This window comes from Enterococcus larvae (assembly GCF_017830045.1).
GTDB lineage: Bacteria > Bacillota > Bacilli > Lactobacillales > Enterococcaceae > Enterococcus_L > Enterococcus_L larvae.
This window is the reverse complement of sequence record NZ_JAEDXU010000006.1, coordinates 167,393-192,557: the sequence shown is the minus strand read 5'-3', so window position 1 is coordinate 192,557 and position 25,165 is coordinate 167,393. Positions and strand designations below refer to the sequence as shown.

Annotated in this window: 36 protein-coding genes; all 36 read right to left on the bottom strand. The window is 36.3% G+C overall.

What is annotated here, in order from left to right; all coding sequences use genetic code 11:
- Window positions 1-9 precede the first annotated feature (9 nt).
- Window positions 10-552 carry a hypothetical protein gene (locus I6N96_RS12760; protein ID WP_209557926.1) on the bottom strand — a complete coding sequence of 181 codons (543 nt, stop codon included), beginning with the start codon at window positions 550-552 and terminating at the stop codon, window positions 10-12.
- An 18-nt stretch (window positions 553-570) separates the two neighbouring features.
- Window positions 571-1,665, bottom strand: a complete 1,095-nt coding sequence (locus I6N96_RS12755) for a lysozyme family protein (RefSeq protein WP_245186962.1) — start codon at window positions 1,663-1,665, stop codon at window positions 571-573.
- A gap of 2 nt (window positions 1,666-1,667) precedes the next feature.
- Window positions 1,668-3,659: a CD3337/EF1877 family mobilome membrane protein gene (locus I6N96_RS12750; protein ID WP_209557925.1), complete on the bottom strand. Its 1,992-nt coding sequence runs from the start codon at window positions 3,657-3,659 to the stop codon at window positions 1,668-1,670.
- Window positions 3,660-3,684: 25 nt separating this feature from the next.
- Window positions 3,685-3,930 carry a hypothetical protein gene (locus I6N96_RS12745; RefSeq protein WP_209557924.1) on the bottom strand — a complete coding sequence of 82 codons (246 nt, stop codon included), beginning with the start codon at window positions 3,928-3,930 and terminating at the stop codon, window positions 3,685-3,687.
- Between the two features lie 16 nt (window positions 3,931-3,946).
- The gene (locus tag I6N96_RS12740) at window positions 3,947-6,466 is read right to left on the bottom strand and encodes an ATP-binding protein (protein WP_209557923.1); all 2,520 of its coding nucleotides are present in this window, start codon (window positions 6,464-6,466) and stop codon (window positions 3,947-3,949) included.
- Between the two features lie 12 nt (window positions 6,467-6,478).
- A complete protein-coding gene (locus I6N96_RS12735; protein ID WP_209557922.1) occupies window positions 6,479-6,871 on the bottom strand; it encodes a TcpE family conjugal transfer membrane protein in 393 nt (130 codons plus the stop codon).
- Between the two features lie 12 nt (window positions 6,872-6,883).
- Window positions 6,884-7,135: a TcpD family membrane protein gene (locus I6N96_RS12730; RefSeq protein ID WP_209557921.1), complete on the bottom strand. Its 252-nt coding sequence runs from the start codon at window positions 7,133-7,135 to the stop codon at window positions 6,884-6,886.
- Window positions 7,128-8,783: a conjugal transfer protein gene (locus I6N96_RS12725; RefSeq protein ID WP_209557920.1), complete on the bottom strand. Its 1,656-nt coding sequence runs from the start codon at window positions 8,781-8,783 to the stop codon at window positions 7,128-7,130. The genes I6N96_RS12730 and I6N96_RS12725 overlap by 8 nt, the downstream gene beginning before the upstream one ends.
- A 316-nt stretch (window positions 8,784-9,099) precedes the next feature.
- The gene (locus I6N96_RS12720) at window positions 9,100-9,798 is read right to left on the bottom strand and encodes a class A sortase (RefSeq protein ID WP_209557919.1); all 699 of its coding nucleotides are present in this window, start codon (window positions 9,796-9,798) and stop codon (window positions 9,100-9,102) included.
- Window positions 9,788-11,344 carry a hypothetical protein gene (locus I6N96_RS12715; RefSeq protein ID WP_209557918.1) on the bottom strand — a complete coding sequence of 519 codons (1,557 nt, stop codon included), beginning with the start codon at window positions 11,342-11,344 and terminating at the stop codon, window positions 9,788-9,790. The genes I6N96_RS12720 and I6N96_RS12715 overlap by 11 nt, the downstream gene beginning before the upstream one ends.
- Before the next feature lie 22 nt (window positions 11,345-11,366).
- Window positions 11,367-11,618, bottom strand: a complete 252-nt coding sequence (locus I6N96_RS19990; protein ID WP_430650155.1) for a DUF3850 domain-containing protein — start codon at window positions 11,616-11,618, stop codon at window positions 11,367-11,369.
- 41 nt (window positions 11,619-11,659) lie between these two features.
- The gene (locus tag I6N96_RS12705) at window positions 11,660-11,890 is read right to left on the bottom strand and encodes a hypothetical protein (RefSeq protein ID WP_209557916.1); all 231 of its coding nucleotides are present in this window, start codon (window positions 11,888-11,890) and stop codon (window positions 11,660-11,662) included.
- Window positions 11,891-11,904: 14 nt separating this feature from the next.
- Window positions 11,905-12,231: a hypothetical protein gene (locus tag I6N96_RS12700; RefSeq protein WP_209557915.1), complete on the bottom strand. Its 327-nt coding sequence runs from the start codon at window positions 12,229-12,231 to the stop codon at window positions 11,905-11,907.
- Between the two features lie 3 nt (window positions 12,232-12,234).
- Entirely contained in the window at window positions 12,235-12,768 is a 534-nt protein-coding gene (locus I6N96_RS12695; RefSeq protein WP_209557914.1) for a hypothetical protein, read from the bottom strand.
- Window positions 12,769-12,792: 24 nt separating this feature from the next.
- Entirely contained in the window at window positions 12,793-12,969 is a 177-nt protein-coding gene (locus I6N96_RS12690; RefSeq protein WP_209557913.1) for a DUF6906 family protein, read from the bottom strand.
- 16 nt (window positions 12,970-12,985) lie between these two features.
- On the bottom strand, window positions 12,986-13,516 hold the full coding sequence (locus I6N96_RS12685) for a hypothetical protein (RefSeq protein WP_209557912.1): 531 nt from the start codon (window positions 13,514-13,516) through the stop codon (window positions 12,986-12,988).
- 15 nt (window positions 13,517-13,531) lie between these two features.
- Window positions 13,532-13,765 carry a hypothetical protein gene (locus I6N96_RS12680; RefSeq protein WP_209557911.1) on the bottom strand — a complete coding sequence of 78 codons (234 nt, stop codon included), beginning with the start codon at window positions 13,763-13,765 and terminating at the stop codon, window positions 13,532-13,534.
- Window positions 13,766-13,822: 57 nt separating this feature from the next.
- A complete protein-coding gene (locus tag I6N96_RS12675) occupies window positions 13,823-14,041 on the bottom strand; it encodes a DUF7678 domain-containing protein (protein WP_209557910.1) in 219 nt (72 codons plus the stop codon).
- A 53-nt stretch (window positions 14,042-14,094) separates the two neighbouring features.
- On the bottom strand, window positions 14,095-15,204 hold the full coding sequence (locus I6N96_RS12670) for a hypothetical protein (protein ID WP_209557909.1): 1,110 nt from the start codon (window positions 15,202-15,204) through the stop codon (window positions 14,095-14,097).
- 35 nt (window positions 15,205-15,239) lie between these two features.
- Window positions 15,240-15,503 carry a hypothetical protein gene (locus I6N96_RS12665; protein ID WP_209557908.1) on the bottom strand — a complete coding sequence of 88 codons (264 nt, stop codon included), beginning with the start codon at window positions 15,501-15,503 and terminating at the stop codon, window positions 15,240-15,242.
- Window positions 15,504-15,515: 12 nt separating this feature from the next.
- Entirely contained in the window at window positions 15,516-16,058 is a 543-nt protein-coding gene (locus tag I6N96_RS12660; protein WP_209557907.1) for a hypothetical protein, read from the bottom strand.
- A complete protein-coding gene (locus I6N96_RS12655; protein ID WP_283811202.1) occupies window positions 16,051-17,274 on the bottom strand; it encodes a replication initiation factor domain-containing protein in 1,224 nt (407 codons plus the stop codon). The genes I6N96_RS12660 and I6N96_RS12655 overlap by 8 nt, the downstream gene beginning before the upstream one ends.
- Window positions 17,275-17,501: 227 nt before the next feature.
- Window positions 17,502-17,810, bottom strand: a complete 309-nt coding sequence (locus tag I6N96_RS12650; protein WP_209557905.1) for a hypothetical protein — start codon at window positions 17,808-17,810, stop codon at window positions 17,502-17,504.
- Window positions 17,811-17,828: 18 nt separating this feature from the next.
- Window positions 17,829-18,080 (bottom strand): hypothetical protein, encoded by a 252-nt coding sequence (locus I6N96_RS12645; protein WP_209557904.1) that lies wholly within the window; start codon window positions 18,078-18,080, stop codon window positions 17,829-17,831.
- 64 nt (window positions 18,081-18,144) lie between these two features.
- Window positions 18,145-19,674 (bottom strand): cell division protein FtsK, encoded by a 1,530-nt coding sequence (locus I6N96_RS12640; RefSeq protein WP_245186961.1) that lies wholly within the window; start codon window positions 19,672-19,674, stop codon window positions 18,145-18,147.
- A gap of 56 nt (window positions 19,675-19,730) precedes the next feature.
- Window positions 19,731-20,078 (bottom strand): hypothetical protein, encoded by a 348-nt coding sequence (locus I6N96_RS12635; protein WP_209557902.1) that lies wholly within the window; start codon window positions 20,076-20,078, stop codon window positions 19,731-19,733.
- Window positions 20,079-20,084: 6 nt separating this feature from the next.
- On the bottom strand, window positions 20,085-20,819 hold the full coding sequence (locus I6N96_RS12630) for a hypothetical protein (RefSeq protein ID WP_209557901.1): 735 nt from the start codon (window positions 20,817-20,819) through the stop codon (window positions 20,085-20,087).
- Window positions 20,820-20,883: 64 nt separating this feature from the next.
- Window positions 20,884-21,288: a DUF961 family protein gene (locus I6N96_RS12625; protein ID WP_209557900.1), complete on the bottom strand. Its 405-nt coding sequence runs from the start codon at window positions 21,286-21,288 to the stop codon at window positions 20,884-20,886.
- A gap of 1 nt (window position 21,289) precedes the next feature.
- Window positions 21,290-21,640 carry a hypothetical protein gene (locus I6N96_RS12620; protein WP_209557899.1) on the bottom strand — a complete coding sequence of 117 codons (351 nt, stop codon included), beginning with the start codon at window positions 21,638-21,640 and terminating at the stop codon, window positions 21,290-21,292.
- A 25-nt stretch (window positions 21,641-21,665) separates the two neighbouring features.
- Window positions 21,666-21,992 (bottom strand): hypothetical protein, encoded by a 327-nt coding sequence (locus I6N96_RS12615; RefSeq protein ID WP_209557898.1) that lies wholly within the window; start codon window positions 21,990-21,992, stop codon window positions 21,666-21,668.
- Between the two features lie 161 nt (window positions 21,993-22,153).
- On the bottom strand, window positions 22,154-22,450 hold the full coding sequence (locus I6N96_RS12610; RefSeq protein WP_209557897.1) for an LPD11 domain-containing protein: 297 nt from the start codon (window positions 22,448-22,450) through the stop codon (window positions 22,154-22,156).
- A 15-nt stretch (window positions 22,451-22,465) separates the two neighbouring features.
- On the bottom strand, window positions 22,466-22,795 hold the full coding sequence (locus I6N96_RS12605) for a hypothetical protein (RefSeq protein ID WP_209557896.1): 330 nt from the start codon (window positions 22,793-22,795) through the stop codon (window positions 22,466-22,468).
- Between the two features lie 745 nt (window positions 22,796-23,540).
- On the bottom strand, window positions 23,541-23,675 hold the full coding sequence (locus tag I6N96_RS19915) for a hypothetical protein (protein WP_283811197.1): 135 nt from the start codon (window positions 23,673-23,675) through the stop codon (window positions 23,541-23,543).
- 9 nt (window positions 23,676-23,684) lie between these two features.
- Window positions 23,685-24,200: a SemiSWEET family sugar transporter gene (locus I6N96_RS12600; protein ID WP_209557895.1), complete on the bottom strand. Its 516-nt coding sequence runs from the start codon at window positions 24,198-24,200 to the stop codon at window positions 23,685-23,687.
- Window positions 24,197-24,475 carry a hypothetical protein gene (locus I6N96_RS12595; RefSeq protein WP_209557894.1) on the bottom strand — a complete coding sequence of 93 codons (279 nt, stop codon included), beginning with the start codon at window positions 24,473-24,475 and terminating at the stop codon, window positions 24,197-24,199. Before I6N96_RS12595 ends, I6N96_RS12600 begins: the two co-directional genes overlap by 4 nt.
- 23 nt (window positions 24,476-24,498) lie before the next feature.
- Window positions 24,499-24,987: a GNAT family N-acetyltransferase gene (locus tag I6N96_RS12590; protein WP_209557893.1), complete on the bottom strand. Its 489-nt coding sequence runs from the start codon at window positions 24,985-24,987 to the stop codon at window positions 24,499-24,501.
- Window positions 24,988-25,165 lie beyond the last annotated feature (178 nt).

Below are 25,165 nucleotides of genomic sequence, written 5' to 3'. Positions count from 1 at the left end.
TAAAGTTATTCAATCAAGAATAGCGTCTTGAACTGATAAAAACTCGACTTCTGAAACTGAATGTCTGTCTTTCTCTGATATATACTTCACTCTAAAAATCATTCTTTTTTTTACATTATCAATTGTCACAGTGATATCATTTAAAAAGTCTGAGTTCTGCTGCACATTTTCATAAATTGCATTGATCTCTACCGTTGAATTAGCTTCCGTTAATTCGGGCGACTCCTCTATTCTATAGTATTTATACAAGTCGTCTGTCATGTATGGTTCAAGTCGTCGGCTTCTTTCAACTAATGAATCATATTCATTGAACGCTTGAACAAACGCTACATTGAACAAGTGAAGATCAGGGTTTGTCTGTATTACATCACTTGCAGAAGTAGTTGTCTCCTCTGACGATTGCGGTGTATAGGGACTGAGTAGCTTCTGCGAACTAGATATCTCAGTCACTTGGTTTCCGCTTGTTGTTTTCTCTTTCTGAAGATAAAAACTAGCTACCGCCAAGAGAACCACTCCGATAGTTCCGATTATTACTTTTGTTTTCGTTTCCATTTTTTTCTCTCCTTTTTTCTATTGATCCGGAAATCTCCATACTACAGACCGCCAACCCGAAGGTGCATCACTTTGTTTTACCGTTCTTTCTCCAACAAGTCCGCTGCCTCCCGGCACGTTTGATTCGATCACATGAATTGATCCATCGGAATTAATCTTTTCTACAAACATTGTATGAACACCCACCGCAAAGGTATCCGGCGAACTTAAACTTTCATATTGAATGACATCTCCTGATTTTGCAGAAGTCCAAGGAACTTCAATTGCGCCAGACTGTAAGTAGCCAGTTCGTACACCTCCCGGAATCCAACTTCCTTGTCTAACTCCATTTATCCACATTTGAACAGCGACCATGCACTCCCCACGATTCCCCCACCCAGTAGGATAAGTGTTCCCTATATCATTTCTAGCATTTTTCAAGGCTTCCGCTTTCCATCCCGAAGCATCCGAAGAGCCGGAACTAGCTGAAGATTTCAGGTATTCTTGTACACGAGCAACATAAAAGAAATTTCCGCCATTCCAGTATAGGTAACCTCCATTATAGGAAATGGCAACAGGGTGTGAATAAGAATATCTGGCACCTGTTGAGTTCCCTAAACTTGGCGCTACCACGGTTAAGCTGTATTTATCAGCTAATTCGATTGTGTGTTTCTTTCCATTATTCGCTAAAAAGTTGATATAGTTTGATCCGAAATTATATGCACCAACAGCACTCCAATAGTCTGTTCCTTTTGATTTTGCCAATTCCACACATTTCGCTAAATGCTTTACCCCTGCATCTATACTCTCCTTTTCACTTTTAATCGTGTTCATTGGTAAACCCAATGATTCAGACGATTGCATAAGATCAGGAACAGAGCCGCCACTCTCTACCATGATTATTGCCAGAACCACATCTACATAATCTGAAATTCCGTATTTCTTACAAGCGGCTTCAATTTCTGATTTCCATTTCATTACATTTTCACTAATATTTTGCGTACTCAATTCCATATTTTCCTCAGTGGTAGTGTCTGATTCATTGCTACTTCCTCCAATCATGAACAACACCATCATAAAAGGAAATAATAAAAAAAGAGCCGAGACAATCAGCCCTTTCTTCTTCATTATCATTTTTACTCTCCTCTCGCTTCTGCTAGTTCTTCGTAGAATGCAGCCGTTGTCTCTTCATCTTTTTTCGGTCTAGGGAAATCAACAATTTTTCCGTACATTTGAGACTTGTATTGCTCGTATTCTGTTTGATCTAATCCTTCTGGAATTCTGGATTCTTGTGATTCCTGTAAATCACTGCCATATTCATTCGTTAAGTCAACATCGTATGAATCATGCAGCTTTTGTTCATGATTTGTTGTGTATTCCGAAATATTCATATCCGGTTCATCAAATTCAACCGCTGAATATCCTTCACTGTCTCTTACCATCCCTTCGTTAATTGAATAATTTTGATTCTCATATTCTGGATAATCATACGCAGTAGACAAATCAGAATAATCATCTTGATTTAGTCCATTTTCAGACATATCGTTATACATCGTTTCCGGATCGTCCATTTCTGAAAATCCTTTCCTCATGTCCGTTCCCAACGATGAAATATCATCTTGAATATCATTCGTCGCATTCTCTAAATGTTCCTGATACTTTGGACTAGTGTTAAGATTTCCAGAATTGATATCAAACGGAACATCCGATTGATTATTATTTTCTGTTAAATCGTTCGGATCGACTGACGAATCTCTCCGTCTTTCCAACTCCTCCTCCTCTTTCTGTCTTCCAAAGCGTTGTTTGAAGAAATCAGGGATAGAACGAGCACCTCTTGCCGCATTTTCTGTCGCTTTGACAGAATCCCATCCATCTTTTCCAACTTTCTTCGTTTGTTTCCACATTCCGCCTTCAAGACTTGCGACCATTCCACCAGTAACCATGACAATGATTTTATTTCGGAATTTCCAACAGATATAAATAATGAAGAAAATTGTAAATGCTTGTACCATATAGCTTTTTGCATCCGCAGCGGGAACAATCACTCGTCCTAACTGAACAATCAAAACTAACAAGCTAAAGGCAAGTCCTGTTCCTGCTCGAAGAGCCACAACACCAAACAAGTATTTGAAGGTATTTTTAGCAGCTCCCGAAAACGCCGGAACCAGACTTAGAAACATTGAAATACCTATTACAGAGGAAATCAACAAGACGATCATTTGAAGCAAGAAATTGAACATTTGAATCATAAACATCGGTATGCCTATTAATAGCGTCATTGGAATTGACAATGCGGCAATCGAAAGTTTCCAACCAGCTTTATCAGGTGCTAAGAACTTATTGTCTGATTCTGAGCCTTCGATTACTTTTCTTAACTCTTCGTATTTAGAATTCGTCGCTTCTGTTACTAACAACGCTTCTGATCTATTCGGTTCTTCTTTAGTATTAATATCCTCTTTTGACGTTACACCGTAGTTTAATAAATAAAACGGTTCTTCGACTGTCATTTCGAATAGCGAGTTACGAACCTTTGTTGTGGCATCATCTCCTGATTGATCTTCTGATGTAATCGTCATAAGGTCGGCTTGTAATTCCGACGCTAGAGAATCCGCATATTTAATGATTTCTCCTGCTTTTTCATTCCACACAAAGCCTACCAGGAAAATAGCAATGAACGTCAAAAATTTATTGATTGCCTGACGTTCGCCCTTTGTCACATACAAATAGAAGCAATACACAGCAACAATAACCACAATCGTTGTTATGTATTTTGAATAGAGATTATTATAGATTTTTTTGGAGTACAGCGTGAATTGATCGACGTACTGATTCAGAATGTTTTTCTCAGAAAATATTTCCAATCCAAAGTCAAACGCACTATAAAACATTTTATTGAAGCCGAAAAGAATATTCGCAGCTCCATTGATCCAACCTGCCTGTCCTTTGTCAGTCATAGGATTCATTGAATCTTTGTTATTGACATAACTTTGGTAAGAATCTAAATCGAATTTCTCCACTTTCAGACCTTGTGCCTCGTTAGGCGTATTTTGAATATCTTCTGCCGCTGCCGAAAGTGGAAATGAAAACATCGACAGCAACAAAAAAAGTAAGAAAATTGTTTTCCTCACTTTATCCCTCCTTATTATTATATTTTTAATCATTTTTATGTTTATGCAACGCTCTATATTTAAACCATTCAAACGTCAATACCAATAAACCATAGAGTGACGCAAAGATAAAATCATTTATCAAGAGAAAGAAAATAGCCGCAGCGCTTAATAAAATTTGAATCCCACACGTGCCGATAACAACGCAAACGACCAAAATTTTTAAAAGTCTTTCAAAAATAGACATATCACAATTAATGATTTTTTCTTTTATGACTAGTAATATTTTCAACGCTTTACCTCTCTTTCTATGCAGCCGCATATTTTCTTTCTGCTTGGCTAGAAGCTGTTTCCTTCACTGTTTCGCCGGACTTATCAAATTCCTCAAAGAGATTATGAATAGATATCTTTGCGACTCGTCCATAGATATCACGATACAAACATTGCCCTTGAAGCAGACCCGATAGTAATTTTTCATTTGTTTCTGAATCTTCAATGCCGACATGTTGAAGGATCGCTTTTCTTTCTGATGGTTCATCGAATGCAAAGACTGTTCCGAATTGCCCTTGATCGTTTTCATCTTGGGTATCTTTTACAGATTGTGTACCATATACCAAGGCATTATTCATTGAACGTCCTGTACGTTTCATTGATTTCAGGATTGCTTTTCCGCCACGTGCTTTCGTGAACAGCCATGCTTCATCGAAAAATTCCATTGTGAATTCATTTGGATTTTCACTACCAAATTTCTCACAGAATTTTCCAAGTGGAAGCATCAAGCACAATGATTTTTTATGGATATCATCGTAATCCTCTACATCTAAGCTATCATCCGGCAATTCCATTCCAGAGATTTCTAAGACATTCAATCGAGACTGTAGATTTAATGCTTCGGTGCTTCCGTCACTAAAACCAAGTTCCAGAATACTGTTATTGATTTTTTTCTCCATCAAAGCTGCCGCTTTTCCGACAATTTGATCTTCGCTCTCCATCATTAACTGTATCACTGTTTTCATTCCGACTCTCTCGCCTAATGCTCTACGGTCAATCACGATATCAAGGTATGTAAGAAGCGCTGTTTCAACCTCTTCTTTCCCTTGCAACGGATAGACTGAATCAAACATCGCATGAGCGGTGTCTCTCGCAGACGCTCCTTTCAAAAAGACAATTGGATCAAGCACACCATGATTCTTTTCATTCTCAACATCTAATGTCGTATAACGAATTTTCTTCAACTGCTCAACGAACAACGGATATTTCTGTTGATAATATTTACTGTTAATAATTTTTTCGAACTGTTTTCGTTTTTCCTTTTTCGGATCAACTAGAAGGATTTTTATTTTCATGAAACTCGAATACAGGAAGAGCATATTCATTAGATAGCTCTTCCCTGTTCCTGTTTCTCCTGTAATTACGATATGAGGCGAGCGTGTTTTGGCTCGTTCCTGTCCTCCTTGGTTCGCAATAAGAGGATTGAATAGCACAACATTTCTCGAAGCTGCAATACTTGATAACCTTGTATCAGATTCTAATGAACTGTCTACTCTTCCGATATACCATCCAACGTTATTCCCTACATTATTCGTTACAGCAAACAACGTTTCAGCAATCGTATCAGCAGCAGTGATCCGCAACCACTTGTTCATCCCTTTCACGCTTTTTCCTTGAAGGAGCTGATAGAACAAGCTTAATTGATCCGCCGCCGGGCGTATAGCCTCAACGCTTCTTTTGCCTAATGTACGGATCAAGGAGTCACTTCTACGTTTACATTCATCAACAGTCTTCCCATAAACGACATAGCAGCCGAGCCATTCCCACAGCGGTTCGCCCTTATCGATAGCATTTTCCAAACGGTTTAATGCATACAACGCTTCTTTATTTTTATCTGAAGCAGCGTTCCCCGATTGCGTTGATTCAGCATAATCATTCTGATATCTTCTCTTAAGCCTTGATATTCGTTCGGTAAACCCTCGCATACCGTCCATTTCTAGCAAATGCCCTTTCAGCTTAAATTCACAAGGAAAGTTCATGTTTCGGGCGAGTTCAAAATAATGATTGTAGGTTGCGTTTAATTCCGTTTCAGCAATTGGAACAAGTGAAAGCCACGATTGTTCGCCGTCCGTTTGAATCTTTATGAATCCCGGGTGTTCAGCAGAATCCAGAATTGCATTGGTAATATTATTTTTTCTCAATGCCTCTATCTCAGCATCATGCGTAATCCCTCGAATAAAGTTTGAACGATAGAGATAGGTCATTTCCCCCTCTGTAAGAGCAGTTCCTTTCACACCTCTCATAGCGCCTCTTAGATCATATTCAACTACTTTCACATTATTAAATTTTTGAAAATCAAGCGGACGTTCTTTTCCAAGGAAATGTAGTGCTGTATCTGTCACTTCTGACACTGTATTTTTCATCGCTTCTAAAGGGTTACTATCACTAAGTACGTTCTTCAGTTTCACACCTAGAATGTATGCATCCGTCGTAATCATGCCTAATTCTTTTTCAAGTTTAACTGTTGTTGCATTCGCATAATACGAAGCAGCATCTTTTGAATCCGGGGAAAATTCTGACCATAAACTATCAAATCTTGCTTTCAGTTGTAAATCCTTCGGATAAGAAAATAATTCAATATCCTCAAATTTTGATAGAGTTTTCTTAAGAAAATTATTCCATTTTCGATTTTTTGAATTTTCTCTTTGGGTAAAATTATGATTATTTATCTCATCCGGCTTTACTTTATAGTAAGCCCAAATATCGCCATCTTTCGTCAATATCATATTATTATGTATTGTTTTCAGAGGCGTTCTTATTAGTTCTTTTTTAGCCATTTTTCACGCTCCTTACTCGTCTTCAACTTTTTCAAAAATAGCTTTTCCATTTAGCTCTACTGGCTCATCATTACAATATTTTCTTTTGGGTAACTGAATTTTGATTGTGTAGTAATATAAATCCTTCAAATAAACCCAAGGACTTTTATAATCAAATTTCAATTTAAACAACAGATTCATGGCGTTGTACGGAATGAAAATGTAAATCGCATACAGCGCACCCGGCAAAAAGGAACTGATAAGATTTATCAGCCCCCTAAAGAAAATAAAAAGGATCAGAAAAGTAACAACAAACGTCACACCTTTTCTAATCTCACGTGGTTTTTTAAAATAAAAATTATCGGTCAATTGCCGAATTTTTACTGGTTCATTTAGCACCTTTGAATAATCAAATATTTGTTTCATCGTTTCCTCCTATTATTGCGGCATGAATAAGTTACCGACCGCCTTCAAAGCGTTCCCTACCATATCTGGTGCCCCAATAAACATCAAGACAATACCGCCAGCAATACCTGAAATTGTCATTTTTCCCCACTTCTCGTCCTTATAATACTTGATAAAAGCATAAATCATAAGTCCAAGTAGCACATACTTTCCTTGTTCTTGAATGTAATCAAATGGTCCCTTTGCACTAGGCAGACCTGCTGTCAAAATTTTCAATTTACTCATTTTCCATTCCTCCGTGTGTGTGTAGTAGTTTTTCGACAAAATATTTATTGTCTTTTTTCACGAGTTTCAACGTCATGTTTTCGATTGTCTCAACATCCGTTCCTTTTAGTTGGAATACAATGGTTGTTTTCACAATGATCGAGCCGTTGTCGTCGTATATTTTTTCCTGACTTGAAACAAATTCAACAGAGTTGTTTAGAGATTCAGGTTCACTCATCATATAAGCGATATCTTCAACGCTTGATTCTGCATAACTCTTATAAAACTGTTTCAAGAACTCATTAACCTCAGCTTGTGTATCCGACGCCGCTTCTGAAAGAGTTTCTTCTCCTGATAATGGTTTAGTCGTTGCTTTTTGCGCCGGAGCTGTGGTCATATATGGATAATCAACAATCGCAAACATTCCCTCTTGTTCAACGTAAGGAACATGAAGAAGTTGCTTGTAAATTTTATCCGTCACTGATTCTTTTTCGGTTGTTGCATCCTCTTTTTTAGCTGAACTGCTTAGTGTACTGGAATTAATTTCGGATAGTTCATACTCAATCAGATAAGAAACAATATTGTATTCACTTCCCTCTGTAATTTCGTAGATTTGATAATCGATCAGCGTACGTTCATAGCTGCTTGATTTTTGGAATGTCAGACTTTCGCCTAGATATTCTTTCAGTAATGTTTCACGCTCTGTTTGTTCTGTTTGAGTTCCCGGTAAATTAGCAAACGTCGGAACAAAACCTTTCATATACGTTTCAAGCTGCTTTGTCGTATCTTCTTTAACTTCTGGATTGTTTAATTTTTCTTCAATCACAGATACACTTTTCTGCATTCCGTTAGCTGTTCCTAAAGCTACAGCAGCTTGCGTGAGTGCATACATCCCTGAACCACCAAGAACAAAAATAAGCCCCCACACAGCGATTCTTGTTGTAGTACTCGTTCGCTTTGTGCCTTTAGGCGGCTTTGATAGATTCTTTTTCTTTTTTTTTAGCTCTTTCTCTTTTTGGAACATATCCGGAGAGAAATTTATCTCCTGCTTTTCAAAGTCATATTCAAAAGAATCCACTTCATGATCCTTAATAGTTTCTGAATCAGTTTCTTTGAGATTCGTCTCTTTTTCTGTCTGTTCAGACGACGAATCCGGACTCCCGAATAATTCCGGTGGTATTTCTGGCGACGATTTATCATCTAAAACCTCCCATAGTTTCCAACGTTCTTCATCCGTTGGCAGTTGTTTTCCTCTTTCGAAATCAGATATTTTCCGCCTAGATATTCCTGTTTGTTCCTCTAGCGCCTTTTGAGTTAGATCAAGCGATTTTCTTTTTTCAGCAAATACCGATCTGTCAAAATCAGTTTTCCCCTGAACTTTTTGAATAGCCGGATCTGTTTTACTATCGTTAGTATCTGTTTGCACTGCTGTAAGTTCTTCAGCGAGTGAAGGTCGATATTCTAGTGATATTTCTTTGATATCTCCATAACGCACTGAAGGAAAAATTTGTTCCGTTCTAAAATACAACACGCCTTTTTTGATCTTATAGAATTTTTTTAATGCCTCTTCCTTAGTCAAACGTTTCTTTGAGGAAATCGGTTCTCGAATGATTTTTCCGTCCGCTAACTCAAAGACCATTTCATAATGATTTTTTTCTTTTTTAAACAACTATCTATTCACATCCTTCTTTCGCAATATATTTCATTTTAATTAATTTTTTATATCTATTTTGATATTAAATATCAAGCATTTAGTTTTGTAAAAATTCCGTTTTCATTTATACTCGGTTTATAACTACAAGGTATGTGTGTGCCTCCTGTAGTTGTGTGTGTTGACTCCCGTCTCCCCGGGAGTCTTTTTTATGCTTCAGAGATTATAAAAAATCTTGTTACTCACAATCCCCTAATAGGACACAGTAGTTTATGTCCATAAGGAATTGAGTATCCTTCTATGCAAGTATAAAAAACTTATTTCTAAGCTCTTCTCACTCAAAATATTCTGCATAAACCACTCTTCTATTTGGTGTCTTATATGCAATTTCGCAAGTAATCATCGTGAGAATAGGTTCCTCACTTTTCTTGAATACTTTGCTCCCTTCATTACTCTTCACAACTTCGCTCCCAGTTACACGATATTTATACGTTTCTCCTGCTTGTTTAATGTACACAACCATTCCCTCAGTAACCTGATTCAGATTACTAAAGAGAATGTTTGAGTTTTCTCTTACGTTGTGACTGAGAAGCACATAGTTTCCTTCTCCCGGTCGCTGATTCTCAAAATAAGTAGCAGCACCAAACATCAAGTTTTGATCTGTCACGCCTTCTAGGATCGGGACATTTAGCCCTAAATTCGGAATCTCAACTTCTGCAATCACATTTTCTTGTACTTCCTCAATGTGCTGTTCAGCATTTTTCAAATCAGCGATCGTAGGTCTAGTGATCTCTTCCTGAATTGATTCCGATGAAGATTCTTGTGATTTCTTCCTCATTTTTTCTTGAATCGGCTGCAAGTCCGCCTGTTCCCTTGTTCGAGCAACCTCAAGTAATTTCAACTGATTATCAAAAATCACATCGTATTTATATTGCGCCGCAAAATAAAAACCGCCTCCGATTACAAAAATTGTAAAAACTAAGACGATCAACACAATATTTTCTTTTAGCAAAAACAGGAGTCTATTTTTCATCTTCAACTTTCTTCTTTCCAAAAATATTGAACAGCAAAGAAACTGTAGCTGAAACCATTGCAGAAATTCCAATTACTTCAAGATTTGATCCTGAAGACGTATCGGGGATTTCTACAGGCGCTTCTTTTGATTCAAGTGTTGATTCCACCGTTGAAGAAATTTCTGGTTCACTTTCACTTGGCTCAGTTGATTCGCTTGATTCGACAGGAATTTCATCCTTAAATAATGTAACAGTCGTATTTGTAGCTTTTTCTTCTCCATTGACAGAAACAAATGCTTGGTTTTCAAGTCTCAACATTCCGTCTTCATCTAAATATGGAGTAACGTCTGCACCATCTTTCACACGAACTGAAAACATTGTTCTGTAGTAATGATTATAGAAATCAGCTTTCAGCAGTGTTTCTGGCTTCGCTTGATACTCAATCACGTTATCTTGAATCGTGATATCGAACCAGTTCGTCACATCTTCATCTAATTCGTTCATGATAATAAGTGATTCTTCCGCAATATCCAGAACATCTAAAACGGTATCTTTGAATGCATAAGACGAATAATAGAATTCTTCATATTCATCCGGGACTTGGTGTGTAATCGTGTAGAGCCACGATTCTGTCGCTGTAGACAGTGTATTTTCTTCCACGAGGGTTTCGTCTTCATCCGTTCCTTGTTTGGTTGGATCAAGTGTTTCAGTTCGTACCGGCTTTTTAGCAAGATACCCAAAGAAATCTCCAATGATTTGATTTTTTCTGTCCTCACTTCCCTCTCCCGATGCAGTTAATTTTCCCCAAGACAACGAAAGTTTTGAAGAATCACTGTAAGTGAATGTGAATGTATGATCTTGATTATCCGGCTCAACGAGCGTATTTGTTCCATCATAAAAAAGAAACGAACCATCACGATCTTTAAATGAAATCTTATTTGTATTTGCGTTTACGTACACAGCCGATACATTCGAAGATGTCTCTTGGCTCATACCGAATTTTTGGCTATCATCCAGATCATTAACTGTCATAAATCCTGATACATCTGCCGGAGTATCTGTTCCATGCTCAAAATATTCAAAATCAAAATCTACATTATAGTATTTCTGAGTGTTTAGAGAAATCATATCAAGACCCAACATGATATTTCCATAAAAATGGTCTTCTGCCGGAGCTGACCAATCTTTTAAAGTGACTTTTAAATCAATCGCTTTTCCATCATAAATTCCAACGTTGGTATATAAAACGCCGACTTTGCCTTTTAGCGATTCATGATCTGCTTGCTGATTTGGATTAAACACCGCTACTTTTGAAGAGTAGCCTTGCGATTTAAGCGTTCCATCGTCAGAAAGCTCACGCCATACGCCATCGCCAAAAATTTTCGTTTCTGTCTTCTCTTCATTAAATCCCGCAATGAAGCTGTACTTTGAACTTACCGTATCCGAAGAAGTAGGAATAATCAGACCCGGAGCCTCCAAAATATTTGCTTCTGCTGTTTCTGATAAAAAACCCATTCCTAAGATTGCACTAAATAAAACTAATTTTGTTGCTGTTTTTCTTTTCAAGTTATTTTCCTCTTTTCTTTTTTTAGAATTGTTCGAAGGTAAATGTTATATAGCCTTCTTGCAGTTTGAAATTGTTCATGTAAATGATACAACCAATAAGGTAACGCCCCGTGTATTCATTGTTCTTCCATTCACACTGAATACAGATATCTCCGATCTTATAATTTCGATCGTTTAGTCTTGTTTCAAAAGGTTTTAACCCGGCTACTGTTTGTTCAAAGTGTTCTGATTCAGTTTTGATTTTATGGACTGTAAAGCCCCTTCTTTGATACATTTTTTCTAGGTATTCTATAGTTGAGCCATCAATTGTAATAATCATTTATTCCCTTTCAGCTCATCTAAAATCATTCGAACATGATATTCAAAGTTGAAGCCTGATACTCTCCCTTGACGATCCATCGAATGATTTAAAAACGTGCTAATGCTTTTAGAAGCCTGACAATACTTTATTTCTTCTTTTAAAACCTTTTCTGATTTATCAGAATCTTTTTTCAACTCTTTGTAAACTTCCTTTTCAAGCTCTTCCAAGTATTCACTTTTAAACATTTTCTCCTTCCTTTCTACCACCATTTATAACGAAATCCCTGAAATCCTCTTACTTCTATTTTTTCTTCAACTTCAAAGAAATCGTCACAAATAACAAATTTTCCCCTTTGCTGCCTACCTGTAGAATGACAAGTAAATCCTTTTTTAGTAAATCCGTAGACATTAGCCCTGTATTTGACAGAGCCGTTGACTACAAAATAAATCTTTTCAACCACATTAATTTTTTTCGGCTCCTTACTCAGTTTGAAATGTTTGAATAATTCAGGATCAGCAGCGATTTCTACAAGTTCCTTTTCGAAATTGTCAATTTCACGTTTCGGGACAGTAACTACTATCTCCATCAACTAACTCCTTTTCGTGTTTTCTTGGTCTAAACTATGCATTATTCCGTAAACTAACTGCTCATAGTCATCCGCTCTAACGGTGCGCATAGCATCGTCATACACTTTTCCGTCTTCGTCAGCAATCTTCTCCATTCCAGATTTCGTCGATTCAAAACTTGGATTTTCATAAAAAACTTGCTCAAACTTTTCCTCAGTGATATCATAGCGACTTCTAATATAGCTACAAACCGATTGCTTTAAATCCGCTAAATATTCATCAATCATTACGAATGGAGGATTTTTTAGCTTTTCGTTCAATTCTTTTGCGAACAACGGAAGAAAAATATCAACAAGTTCGTCTAAATCATCGTTATTAACTCCGTTGTAATGTTCCTCATAAAAAGCGACACGTTTCTCCAAATATTCTATTGTTTCAGAATTATGAAACAAACTATCAAATCTTGATTCAATTTCTTTTTCTGGTACATCTGAATTTAAACCATGTTCTCTTACAAGGTCTTTTATCCTCTTAGCTACTTCATGTAGTTTGTACATACTGACCCTCCTATTGTTTATGTCCTATGCAACATTCAACACCCGACGTTTTCCGTTTTTTCGATTCTCACAGGTTACCAACCCATCATTTTCTTCAATCACAAGCCAGTTTGAACCATTCACTTTCACGCAGCCGCCGAAAGATTTTGATAATGCCTCTTTGATTTTCCTATTAGGTCTTTTCCCTCTGTTTTGTTTCATTATGATCTTCCCTTCTTTATCCGATTATGATGAAATTTTCTATTTTTACGTATATTTCATACTTCATTCTGCTTGGAGCTGTTCCAAATACTTTAGTGAACCGATCATCTGTATAGCAACATTCTTTTAACACGATCTTCTCCCCATCGATACAATTAAAAATGTCAAAACTAGCATTAAAACTAGAAAGCTTCTTGTGATTGATTTTTCCACATGTATCAATATAGACAAATTCGAATTCATTTCCATTTTTCTCAAAAACTTTTCCATATCGTCCTTTTTTAGCAAATTCTTCTAAACAAAATGAATTTACTTCCACATACTCAGTTTCAGCAGAAAATCTATAACGATTCTTCATTTCTTCGAATTCTTTTGCAAAAAAGAAAGCCATAAAAAGCAAGAGCAGTCCAGTTGCTATTAAAGCGAACAGCGAAATAACTATTCCTATCAAGATTGAGACGATACTCAAAATCAAAGTAATGTGAATAAAATGTTCAAACGATCTCGCATCTTTTTCATACTCTTCGAAAGTTGTACCTCTTTTCATTAATCAGACTCCTTTCTATTCAATAATTTTTGTCAACTTCGCAACAATCTCATCCGCCGCATCATCGACCTGTTCTTCGAAATCCATAGTGCCTGCTGATTGACTTAAACGATTCCACGTATCGGTTTCATGTAACAATCTATAAACCTCTTCATCCGAAACTTCTGGAAAATGATAAATCACTCGATTTAATACAGTTGATTTGAAATGCATTAAATAACCGGAACCTTCAAAGTATCCAATTGGCATCTTTTGTCACACCTTTCAGTAATTTCAATTTTTCTTCTCACTCTCTTCCTTTTTTTCTTATAAAAATCTATTCACAATCAAGCCAATCAATCGTTCGTGTTCCGGCTCAGTCGGCTTTACATCCCATCCTCGATCGTAACTAGCAACGATTTCATTAGTCTCTCCATCAATAAGATCGAGCTTACTAATTTTGCTTCCCTCCAAGCCGCTTGGGGATGGTGTTTCATAATGCTTAATTGAATATCTATATCCACCAATTAATCCGTTTTCCCACATATTCAATCCTCCTTTCGCAATAAAAAATAGAGTTGAATAATCAACTCCAAGCACTACTCATCAAATTTGAATGTGATATTGGTATAAATAAACCCTTTATCATTCTCAGCTTCCAATTTCCGACTATCGTAATTTTTCAGCCAATAAAGCGTACGAACTGAGTCGAATTTCGGCGCACGAATTATTACTTGTTCATTCGAAAAGTCAATTACTACATCAGAAAGAGATTCAACCATTTCGTTTGCTTTATGCTTGATCGTTGACCACTCATCATTTGTGAACATTTCTCCGTTAGAATAGAGATTTTCAACAACTAGTCGCAAAGCCTTAATTTCTCCATCGACCTCTACATAGCGATACCAGTATTCAGAAAACATTTTCTTGTACAACTCACGTAACTTTTCGCTCTTAGCATACGCAACGATCGTATAAGCATTTTTCATTTCTAAAAAGCCGTTTCCGTACTGCTTAAACTTTGCAGCCAAATCTTTAACAATTTCTCTTTTTTCCGCTGCACTCATCGGAATTTTAGTGTACTTATCCGTTTTATAAACGAACTGCACTAACCTGTATTCCTTAAGTGTCCGCTCGATCTCTTGCCGCTCAGTGTGACTTGACGGAAACACCTCAATTGTCTCAGCGTCCACCGCTTGAAACTCAATGCCGTAACGACTTAGCGCTTGACTAGCTTCTTCTTTTTGACGGATTCTTTCGCCACGTTCTGAATTATCTTCCAATTCGCCACGTGAATCCCTTGCCTGAATCGCCCCTTTTTCAAAGACAATTTCCAACTTTTCAAATTTCTTAGCATCATTTTCCAATGCCAGTCCAACAATTTCAGAAGCAGGAAACACGACCAGTCTATACTTCAACAACTTTTTATTGATTCCTACCATGTCATGAGAGACACCAGCAATATTTAGTATTGAACAAAAGTTATCCAGTTCCTTTTTGCTTTCATCTAATTCAGTCAAGTAAATATTGTTAACAACCAACATTACCCCTTGTCTAGTTGCCTCCGCTTGCAGCACTTCTAAATCATAGCCGCAACGAGGACTGACTTTAATCCTGTTTTCTTCTAAGATTTTAGGGTCTGCTTCCAGCTCAATTGCAGCATCTAAAATTACTCTTAATTCTTTTGTAAATTCATTCACTTCAGCCATCATATCTCCTCCAAATACACTAAGTTTTTTTTCATTTACTGAACGATTCTCAATTCACTTTTTAAAGATGGAAGCAACTGTATGCTCCATTCCGTCTTTAGTACTTCTAGTCGTCCAGAAGGAACCTCCCCATTTTCGTATTTTGAATAAATCTCTCGTCTCATGAATTCAACCCACTCGCTCTCTTCAAATGCTTGTTGATAAACATGAAATTCCAGTACAGGCAACAACTCTTTCAACCGATAAAATACAGCGTGTTCCACTTGTTTCTTTAGTACTTCAAACGGTACATAACTCATTTTTCTTCCACCTCATCCCATTCGAATGTTCAATTTCTTCATAAATTCATAAGGCATCCTTTTTGTTTGATCCCTTTGACTCATTAAGAAAACACCTTTGTTTAATAATGTTCGTTCGAACACATATGACATTTCCCAACCTTGTTTTTTTAACGTATTGGTAAAATAACGAAACTGACCTTGCCGTTCATTGATACTAGGGATAAGTAAATCTAATGTTTCCGCATAGACAAACGTCCTATAAACACCATCTAACTCTTCTTTTGTGTAGACATAGCATTCTCCGTTTTCGTCACAAAGCCAGATGTGTTCTTTAAAAAATAAGTCACTTTTCTTTTCAAGCCACGATTCCAATAGAATTGTCTTGATTCCTATTTTTTCTATATCACGAACGATCTGATTCTCACGTATGCAAAACAGATATTCTACTAACAACAGATTCCAAAATTCTTTTAATGCTTTTCCCCATACTTCAGATGTATCGTCAGCAAAAAAAGAGCCTACAAAATGAACTTTGCAGCTCAATGTACGCTTATTCCCTATTAAATTAGACAAGATTCAATCCTTTCTGCTCGATCATTTTTTCAAACATCAGCTGTTTTTCTCTTTTTTCTGAAAGTTCCGCTCGATCTATCACATCATTAAGCCACTTGTTAAATTCTTCTTTTCCAAGATAAACCTGAATCCCTTTAAGAACACCTGCACCTTGTCGTTCGATCCAACGCATATTTTTCTCAATACTCGGCTCTTCTCTCTTGTGATTGATTTTCACTTTTTTCCAAGAACCAAAAATCTCATACCATTTATCATAAAACACTCGTTCCAGATTTCCATGTTCATTCATTCGTTCATCGAAAACTTCAAACTTTGAAAGCAATAAATTTATTGCAATATCATCCAGTGAAACACCATTGATATAATCTGCAAAAATTTTCTCATTGATTTCTTTTCCGATTTCCAATTCATATCTATTCCAGACACCGTACTCTTCCAATACATCATCCACACTAAGTCCTAACTTATCAGCTAATTCATAACGTTTTTCATAGAATCGAACAAACAGATTGCCACCACGAGCACCATGATAGAGGGTTAAGCCAGCATTTTCTTGTTGGAACTTCTTTTCCTGTTCCCGATACACTCTAAAATTCGAACTTATAAGGTCTTGATCCCGACGTTTCTTTAGTTCGTATAAATCAAAATTGCCGTTGATTGGATCATACATTTCATCAATCGCAATATCTAATCGAGTAGAATGTAGCCGAGAATAATATCCTCGAAAGGAATACCAGCTTGGATCAAGTACCTTTTTCAACCAATCCCTAAAGGACATTCCCATGCTTTCTAAATGTTGCTCGAATTCGTACACTCCCTGTCCGGTCAAATCAAGTAAGATTCCCTGACTATCATCGGAGACTCGATCAAATACCACGATGTTTCCACAACTATATTTTGCTTCATAGTTATTTTTTTTCGAATGTTCCCGGATAAAATATTTTTCAGGAATACACAGCACCTTTTCAAGTACCGTCCGAATCGAACTTTCAAAAAAGGTCATTCGCAGATAATCGAAATGTACATGCAGCTCATAAGCTCTTTCAAGTGATTGACCGAGCGCTTTTTTTATTTCATTCTCTTTTTCCTCTGTTAGCAGCACATTGTCATTCTCATAACGAGAAAGTGTAGATTTAGAGATTTTAACCTTCTCACTAAAATCCCTCAAATTATAGCCTAACTTCCTTCTGATTCTTTTTAATTCCTTACCATCCAGCGTTATTCCTCCTTTTTGTTCACTGATGGGACAAAATCATGTAATTTGTCCCACAAGTTCAAAACGTTCAATCCCTTGATACCAAAAGGTTTTAAGCACTATTTTTTCTTTACTTCTGTTATTCTGCACCCCGTATTACCAAACGGGGTGCCGGAAATGCCGGGCTTACGCCCGGCATTCACTTCATGCATCCTGCTTCGCAAAATGCACGTGCGTATACAATCGTGTTATGCTCTCAATTGAGTTGGGTATCGTTTGTCGTAATCTTCCGGCAATAAAAAAAGACGATCAATCATTTCAGATAAATTCGCCCCTTGCTGCCTATTCATTTTTAATTCCTTTAATAACCCTATTTCTTCTTCATCTAAAGACAATTGAGGAACAGGATTTCCCTGCACATAATGCGGATTCTCCATATTAATTTTTCTAGTAAATCGAAAAGCCGTTCGCTGTTCAATTTTAGTAATCCAACTACGCAATGTTCTTTCTTTTACTAATAACTGGTCACACACTTCATTTATCGAATAATAAATCAAAAAGCACCACCTTCATTTTCACAAATACTGAGCTTCTGCAACTATCACTTTCCCACTTTCCAGTATTCGTTTATCTGTATTCAAAACAAGATTATATTCACAGTCCATCAAAATCTTAGTAATCTCCTCCGAATCATATTTCAAAATCAGTTCATCAAAAATAGTTTTAAAATTAGTAACTGAAAATGATACCTCGACAATTTCCTCAAACTCTTCACAATCGTCATCATTATAAGAAACTCTTTCATTCCCTTTCAAATTAAAAATCACTAAAACTCTTCCTTTCTGTTTCGAGAGTAGTTGCCATCTATTTTATTTCTACTTCCTCTTTCATTTAAACCACCTCTTTTTTCCGTTTTTTCACTTGCTCAGAATAAGATTCTCCTGAAAGCAGCGCTTCTGCTTTTTCATCTTTTTCTCTTTTCCTTTGCGCCCTTCTCTCATCCTGCTCATGGGCGATTCTTTCTTGCTCCGCTTCAATAAATTGATCGTTATAAATCTCATTAAGCATCTCTTTGTCCTCTTCAGTAACTTCAACCGATAAAACATCCGTAAATGGCATTTCATCCATATTTTTAAAATACTCTACGAAATCAAATGTTGGAGAAACATATGGAGAGTAAAATTCTTGTGGGACACCTGCCCCAACATCAATATACCCTCGACCTTTCACTCCATACTTATTGATAAAAGATTTGTTTTTCTGCTCATCGCCAAAGGTCATAATATATCCTTGTTCAGATAATCGACCTAACGAGACCTTACACATCAAATTATCTCTAATGGACGAACGAATTACATCAGTTCCGGCTTTTTGAGTAGCAACAATGATAAATACTCCTGCTTGTCGAGCCTTTAAAACAAGTGGGGAAATACTTTCATACAGTTTTTCTTCTGTAAGCGCCTCTCCTCTTCCGAATTTATCTAAAACAGAAATAAACGCTGCCCACTCATCCACAATAAAGAATTCAGGTTTCATTTTGTAATAGCGATAATTTTTACCAATCGTATAGTTCGGCTGTTTTTTCATGTATAAAAATCGCTTATCCATAAGATCAACAGCTTCTTCCATTTGACCGAAGATACCCTTTTTATCACTCACTACTAAATTTTTAAAGGCGTTAAAATTTCCTAAATCAGCTAAATCGGCGGCTTTCGGATCGGAGATATGCACACGACCCTCTTTACCCAAGGCAGCAATCAACGCATAAATAAAATACGTCTTTCCTCCTCCGGTACCACCCGTTATGAGCATGTGAGGTAGATCATCATATTCCCACCAGACACCATTCATCAATTTAACTTTTCCGTTTTCAGCACTCATTTCTGAGAAATCAATTCGCTTACTTTGTACATCAATTAAATATCGGAATGTCACATGTCCCGGCGCACGTTTAACAGCCACCAAGTCCGCCAGATACATGTCTTCTAAAGGACGGCCAATCTGAAGAAACTTATCTTGAAACCTATTTCCAATTTTAAATGTGAATTCATCCGCATCCCCATCCGCTTTATAATAAACTTTTGGAAATTTCTTTTTCTCTTTTGCGCCCTGATTTTTAGATTTCTTTTTGATTACCAGTTCATTATCATCCAGATATTCTGCTAAAACCTGCTTCTTATATTGCTTTGCAAAGAAGCCCCCTCTTAGCTGAGAAGATTTTATAATGAACAAAGCGAAAATAACCCCAACAAAAATACAGAATACAGAAACAGCAACAGGCAAGATAAACAAACCAGCCGAACTGCTTTCTTCTTTTTGGATCGTAGGGTATGTAAAAAAGACATGATACAGAATCATTAACACAAAAAATGGAAAGAAAAGTCCTACTCCATATTTAAAAAGCAAATTCCGATGAAACATCCGAATTCTCCGTCCTCTATAGACGAAAAACTTCTTAAGCATATTTCCTCCTTTCCTTATACAAATATCTTCCTTTGGCTCATTTCTTGAGCAAAAGGAAGAATCGTATTATTTTCTGTTTTTAAATAGCCTTGTTTCAGCATGAAAGCAATATACCCGCTTACACGTTTCAACATAGCATTTTCAGTACATTTATCAATGAAGCAATCCTCTAGCTTTGTTGCTTGCTTTTTTGGATCATATCGGTATTTTGAGAACGAATAAAGTTTTTTCCCATTATAAGATTCAAGAGAATTTTCCACTATTAAGAAATATCTTGGTGCTTCTAATAGATATATCTTTTCTGAATTATCCTCCAAAACCATGAACCCCATGCTTCTCATGCAAATAGCTAAATCATCCATCGCTCTTTACCGATATTTGTGATTTCTTTCAAAATCAGCCATATCTTCAAAACTACTTGAGGGAATAGAATTCCATTCAAAACTAAGCGATGCCAGCTCTTTTTTCATTTGCTCATATTCTTCTATTGTTAAACAGCAGGTGTGAAACTTGTCCCATTTATTGTAAAAATCCATCGCAAGACTTCCAGCTCGTAATAAATCTTTTTGCGCCTGACCACCTGAGTCATAATCCCTCAAATTTTTATTAAACTTACAAGCCGAAGTCGAAAAATACGGTTTCTGATTAGCCTTTAAACTACCGTATTCAACCTGAAAATAGGTTCCTTTTCCAACACGAATTGAGACTTCAAATGACTTTTCATAATTTGCGAAGCCAGCTTCGGTTAACCGCTTATTGTTTTCATCACGAGACAAACTACTATCCCAAATATTCGACATTTGGTTGTTTTCCGTCAAAATTTCAATTATTTTCCTACCTGCTGCCAATAATTCTTCCAGCAGTTCATTTAGCAAACATCGATCTTTTTCAATTTCTTCTTCTTCAAATTCTTTTGATCTAACAAATCCCAAGTAACCTCTCATAAAAGCATCATTAATAAATGGCTTGTTATAGTTATCACGTATTAACCAATTGCCGCAATATCCAATTTTGTCACTGCCGTACTTATCTTCTAATTTTTCAGAGAATGAGACGAACGCTTTACTCTCTTCTAAATCACTCCATAAAACCGCTGAATCCATGTAGAGCCTCCAATCTTTTTTTCAAAATTAAAAGCGATAGCTCGTTTAAACTATCGCTCAAAGGTTATTTTTTGTTTTTGTCTGTTTGTGGTTGTGAAGCAGGTTGTGCGGCTTTCCCTGTTTTTTTCTTCACGTCTAACGCTTCAATTGTTACAATCATATTTGGCTGACGTTCGTTGTTAATATTACGCTCGAACACTTGTGGTTCAACTAGCTCAATTTCATCGTCCATAGAAAACTGAGACAAGTCAATCATAGGATTGTCTGTCAAGTCAATTTTCACACGAAACTCAACTCCCTGAGTTTCAGAAAGCACCTCAAAACGAACAGCCGTTGCGCCGCCACGTGAACCATCTTCTTCTCGTGCTTCTGCATCTGCAATCTGTTCCAAGAAAGTCAGCTTTCCAAATGTTTCTTCAAAATCAATGTACTCTGTCAAGTTATTCTCCGGAATTTTAATTGATGACATATTATTTTTCCCCCTTTAATTTCAAGCTATCTGCAATGATACTTCTTTCGATGAATGCGACATGATCCGTTTCTCGTTGACCTGCTGCATTTGTTCGTGATGTACTGTTTACTCTTCCGATTGACAGGAAACACGGATTTACCATTTCAATCTCTAAATGCGGTTGAACAGCCACGCCGCCTCTAGCCGGAACCAATGCTTCAAATGCGCCAAATTCAGGATTCCTTAATGAGTATGCTTTCATTGTGAGCTGCACACCATCAACCCAAACCCTACGATTTTCTACACGTCCATTCACTTTTGTACCTGCTAATTTTTCATTTTTCACTTTTGGTCGTTTTAATTCTCCCATTTCTTTTTCCTACTTTCTTTTAGTGTTATGCTTCCTGTAATTGAAGCATTAGATTTATTTTTTGATTTACTACGATGTTCCATTCTTCATAACGCTTTAAAAACAGATTTCTGAGAATTTTCATATTCATCCCTGTAAAAAAATACTGCTCTATAAACATCACTGTCGCCTCTATACCTTCTCGCTCTGCTTCATACCTGATAATTTCTTTCATTTCATCAAGTTCAACTTTATTTCTTTCTTGATTAATATTGAACTTCTTAATTTTATGATCTATTTCTTTCATCAGTTCCTCTTCAAATTGACTCCACCAATAACGCACCTCTTCCATTTCTTTTAGAATCAACTCCATAAAAAACTTTCCTTTCCATAAAAAATAAGCCTTTGTAGGCTTTTCAACATAAAACTTGACTTAATAAATTCACATGTTCAGTCGCTTTTGTTCGTAAACAGATACAGCGCACTCTTATTTTATTTTGTTGCGATCTACGTATCTCCCTATCAATCAATTTATCAACCTAATTCCACACCGACAATTTCTTCAAGATGTTTTTTATCACTATTCAATTGATCGAAAGAATACCATTCTGGTTTATCATCATCCAAAAAACTTTCTAGGATTTTTCTCATTGTAGAAAAATGTTCACTTTTTCCACCCCACAAATGATTTTCTAACAGATAATCAAACTCAGTGTTGCCATCCTCTTTCATTTCAGCAGCTAATCTTATGACATAACGAACATCAAGCCTCATTCTATCAAGTAGTTGATATCGGAATTTATCATCATGTGCCAAAACATCAAAAGCCATCTTAACACCTCTTTTCTAGCTATTCATATTTTCTAAAATTTGCTTGATGAAAGAAATTTTCTCTTTTGTTTCGTCAAGCAACCTATGTTCATGTTCTTCGAACATATCAGTTAGCCTAGACAGTGGCATACCCTCTTCTGAAAATTTATCATTGAATAATTCTTCCGCATGATATGCAGCAGAGCTAATTTCATCACTAACATAAGATTTCAGGTTATGAATATTTTTTTCATGAACAGTTATATCTAAACCGAAGTCTTGAACCGCATTATCTATTTTTTTGAATAGTTCTTTTTCCAACCCTTCCCAAATTTCGGAAAGTTGGTCTATATTTCGAATAATCACTAAACATCCCACCTTTTTTTACTAATACCTGAATAAAAAGATACAGCGCACACCTCTAATAGTTTGTTGCGATCTACGTATCTCCCTATACTTTATCTAATCTAATCTTTTTGCAGCAATTCTCTTAATAGTTTGACGTTTGTAAAATCATGAATGTTTTCATTTTGCCTAAATTTCCTCCTTGAAAGTTTTTATATTATTGCTTTTTATTATTTGATTAATTGCCAAAGTGTTTAATTTCATCACATATGATCGTTCACTTTGGCAATTCATTTTGCATTTTACTTAGCTTTTATTTAACCCTTTTCTTCGCTTCTCTTCTTAAGAAGAAGGATCATGGCGTTTCTTTCCGTTAGGGTTAACGGACAATAGACTCTTTGTCAGTCAAGCGCCCTTACGTCTGTTACCAGAGCTATAAGTTCCATCTAGCGCTATCAGCATTCCCCTTCTATTTTTCAAGCTCAGCGAACGACTACTGATTTTACAAATGCTTCAGCAAGCAGCCAACAGGCAGATTTTACAAAAATCATTTCATCCCTTATACTTAAAACACCACATTTTATGCAGGAGGGAAACCTCTTGTAGTAGGAGTATTGATCATTTCTGATTAATACTCCTTATTCATTTTTCAAGGATCAACAAGGCGATTCAGCCTTATCAGAATATCCATATTTTTTTACAGATACTCTCATAAAGAAAAATTGCTCATTTTACAAGGTGTTCTGCTGTTCAAGCTCTTACCACCTTATCTTAAAAGTAATCCTGATAATTTTTCTACTAACCAAAAAGCAATATAAAGAGCCATGTAAGACAAAACCATTGCTAAAGGTAGTTTGATTGTTTTCCAAAATAAAAGTAGATTGCTTTTGCCTTTTTCCATCATCACGCCTCATTTCTTCTTTACATCTATGCCTTTTTTGGGAGCAGTTTTTTTCTCAGCCCATAATTCTCTATCCCAATACATCTTTTCTAAATCGCTCATCATTTCATAAGATTCCCAGTTCAACAATTCATGCTTAAGGTACTTATGAAAATCGGCGCTATAGATTGCTCTTAAGCAACGTTCCTTATCTACTACACTTAGCTTCTTATAGTCCGAAAATGTAAACCATGATCTCGATTCAACATCATCCGGTTTTTCTTTAGTTGATTTCAGTTTCAAAAATATCGTCAGGGTCGCTAAAGGTAAAATAATGATTGTACCTAATGGCAACCAGATATTTGAGATTAGTAGCCCATAGACACACCATAGGATCGTATTGATCGCTACAATGATTTGAGTAGCAATGCTGACACCTGAAAGCGCCTGTATGTTATTCCGATTCTTCCACGTCGTCTTTGCTTGCGGAACCCATAGAATCAAACTAGTGAGGTTTGCAATAGCGCCTAAGATGTTTATAATCATTTAACTTCTCCTACTTCTGGAAAGTCAGCATCAGCGACAAAATCAACATTCCCCACAATTTCAAGTTCTCCATCCGGGTAAACATCTAGCCAATCTCTCAATCCGATAAAGTCATTGTTCGCTGTAAGCCCTGTTGTTTTGTGACGATGGTTAAAACCTTTTTCAATCAAAAGCATTTCTCCATTAGATAATCGGCAAACATCATGATATTTGATTACCTTTCCGTGTTTATCTTTGACCTCTTCAACACAATTTTTGTATTTTTCAATATTCATTTTCTGTTCCTCCGTTCATTCTGCTAAGTGTACGATCTTTTCATGAACAAACTAACATAGTCGGTTATTCCATAAAAATTTTCATTCATATAAAAATCTATCGGCTGAAAGTTATGCTTAATATGCATGAGAATAGATTTTTTGTTTTTTATACTCACGTGAGAAAATAAATCTTCTTGATACTTTTTTTGCAGAAAATCAACCATAGCAAACGCAACACCTTTTCGTTGATACTCCTTTAAAACAAGTATTTGTTCTATATAGAATCCCTCATGTGGAAGTACACCTCCAACATTTCCAATTTGAACATAATCATAAATTCTTGAAAATGCACAATAACCAATAATTTCTTTTTCAACGCTTGCTACAATGAGTATTTCTGCATCATATATAGCTATTTCACTTAGTATCCCTTTCCCATCATTTTTAACGATATTTTCATTCATCAAAGTTTCACATATTTTAAAATCTCGATCCGCAATGACAATTTCATATATTTCCAAATTATCCATAATCCTATTCCTTTCTGTTACACAACCATTAGTTGATATACTCTAGCATTATATGAAGTTATCCTTTCAACCCTTGAATTTTACTTTTCCTGTTTCGTGAAATATAATTGGTACAGGTGGGGGATTAGCACTAAAGCCTGATTCTTTAGGCTTCCTGAACAGGCCTAACTCTTTGATA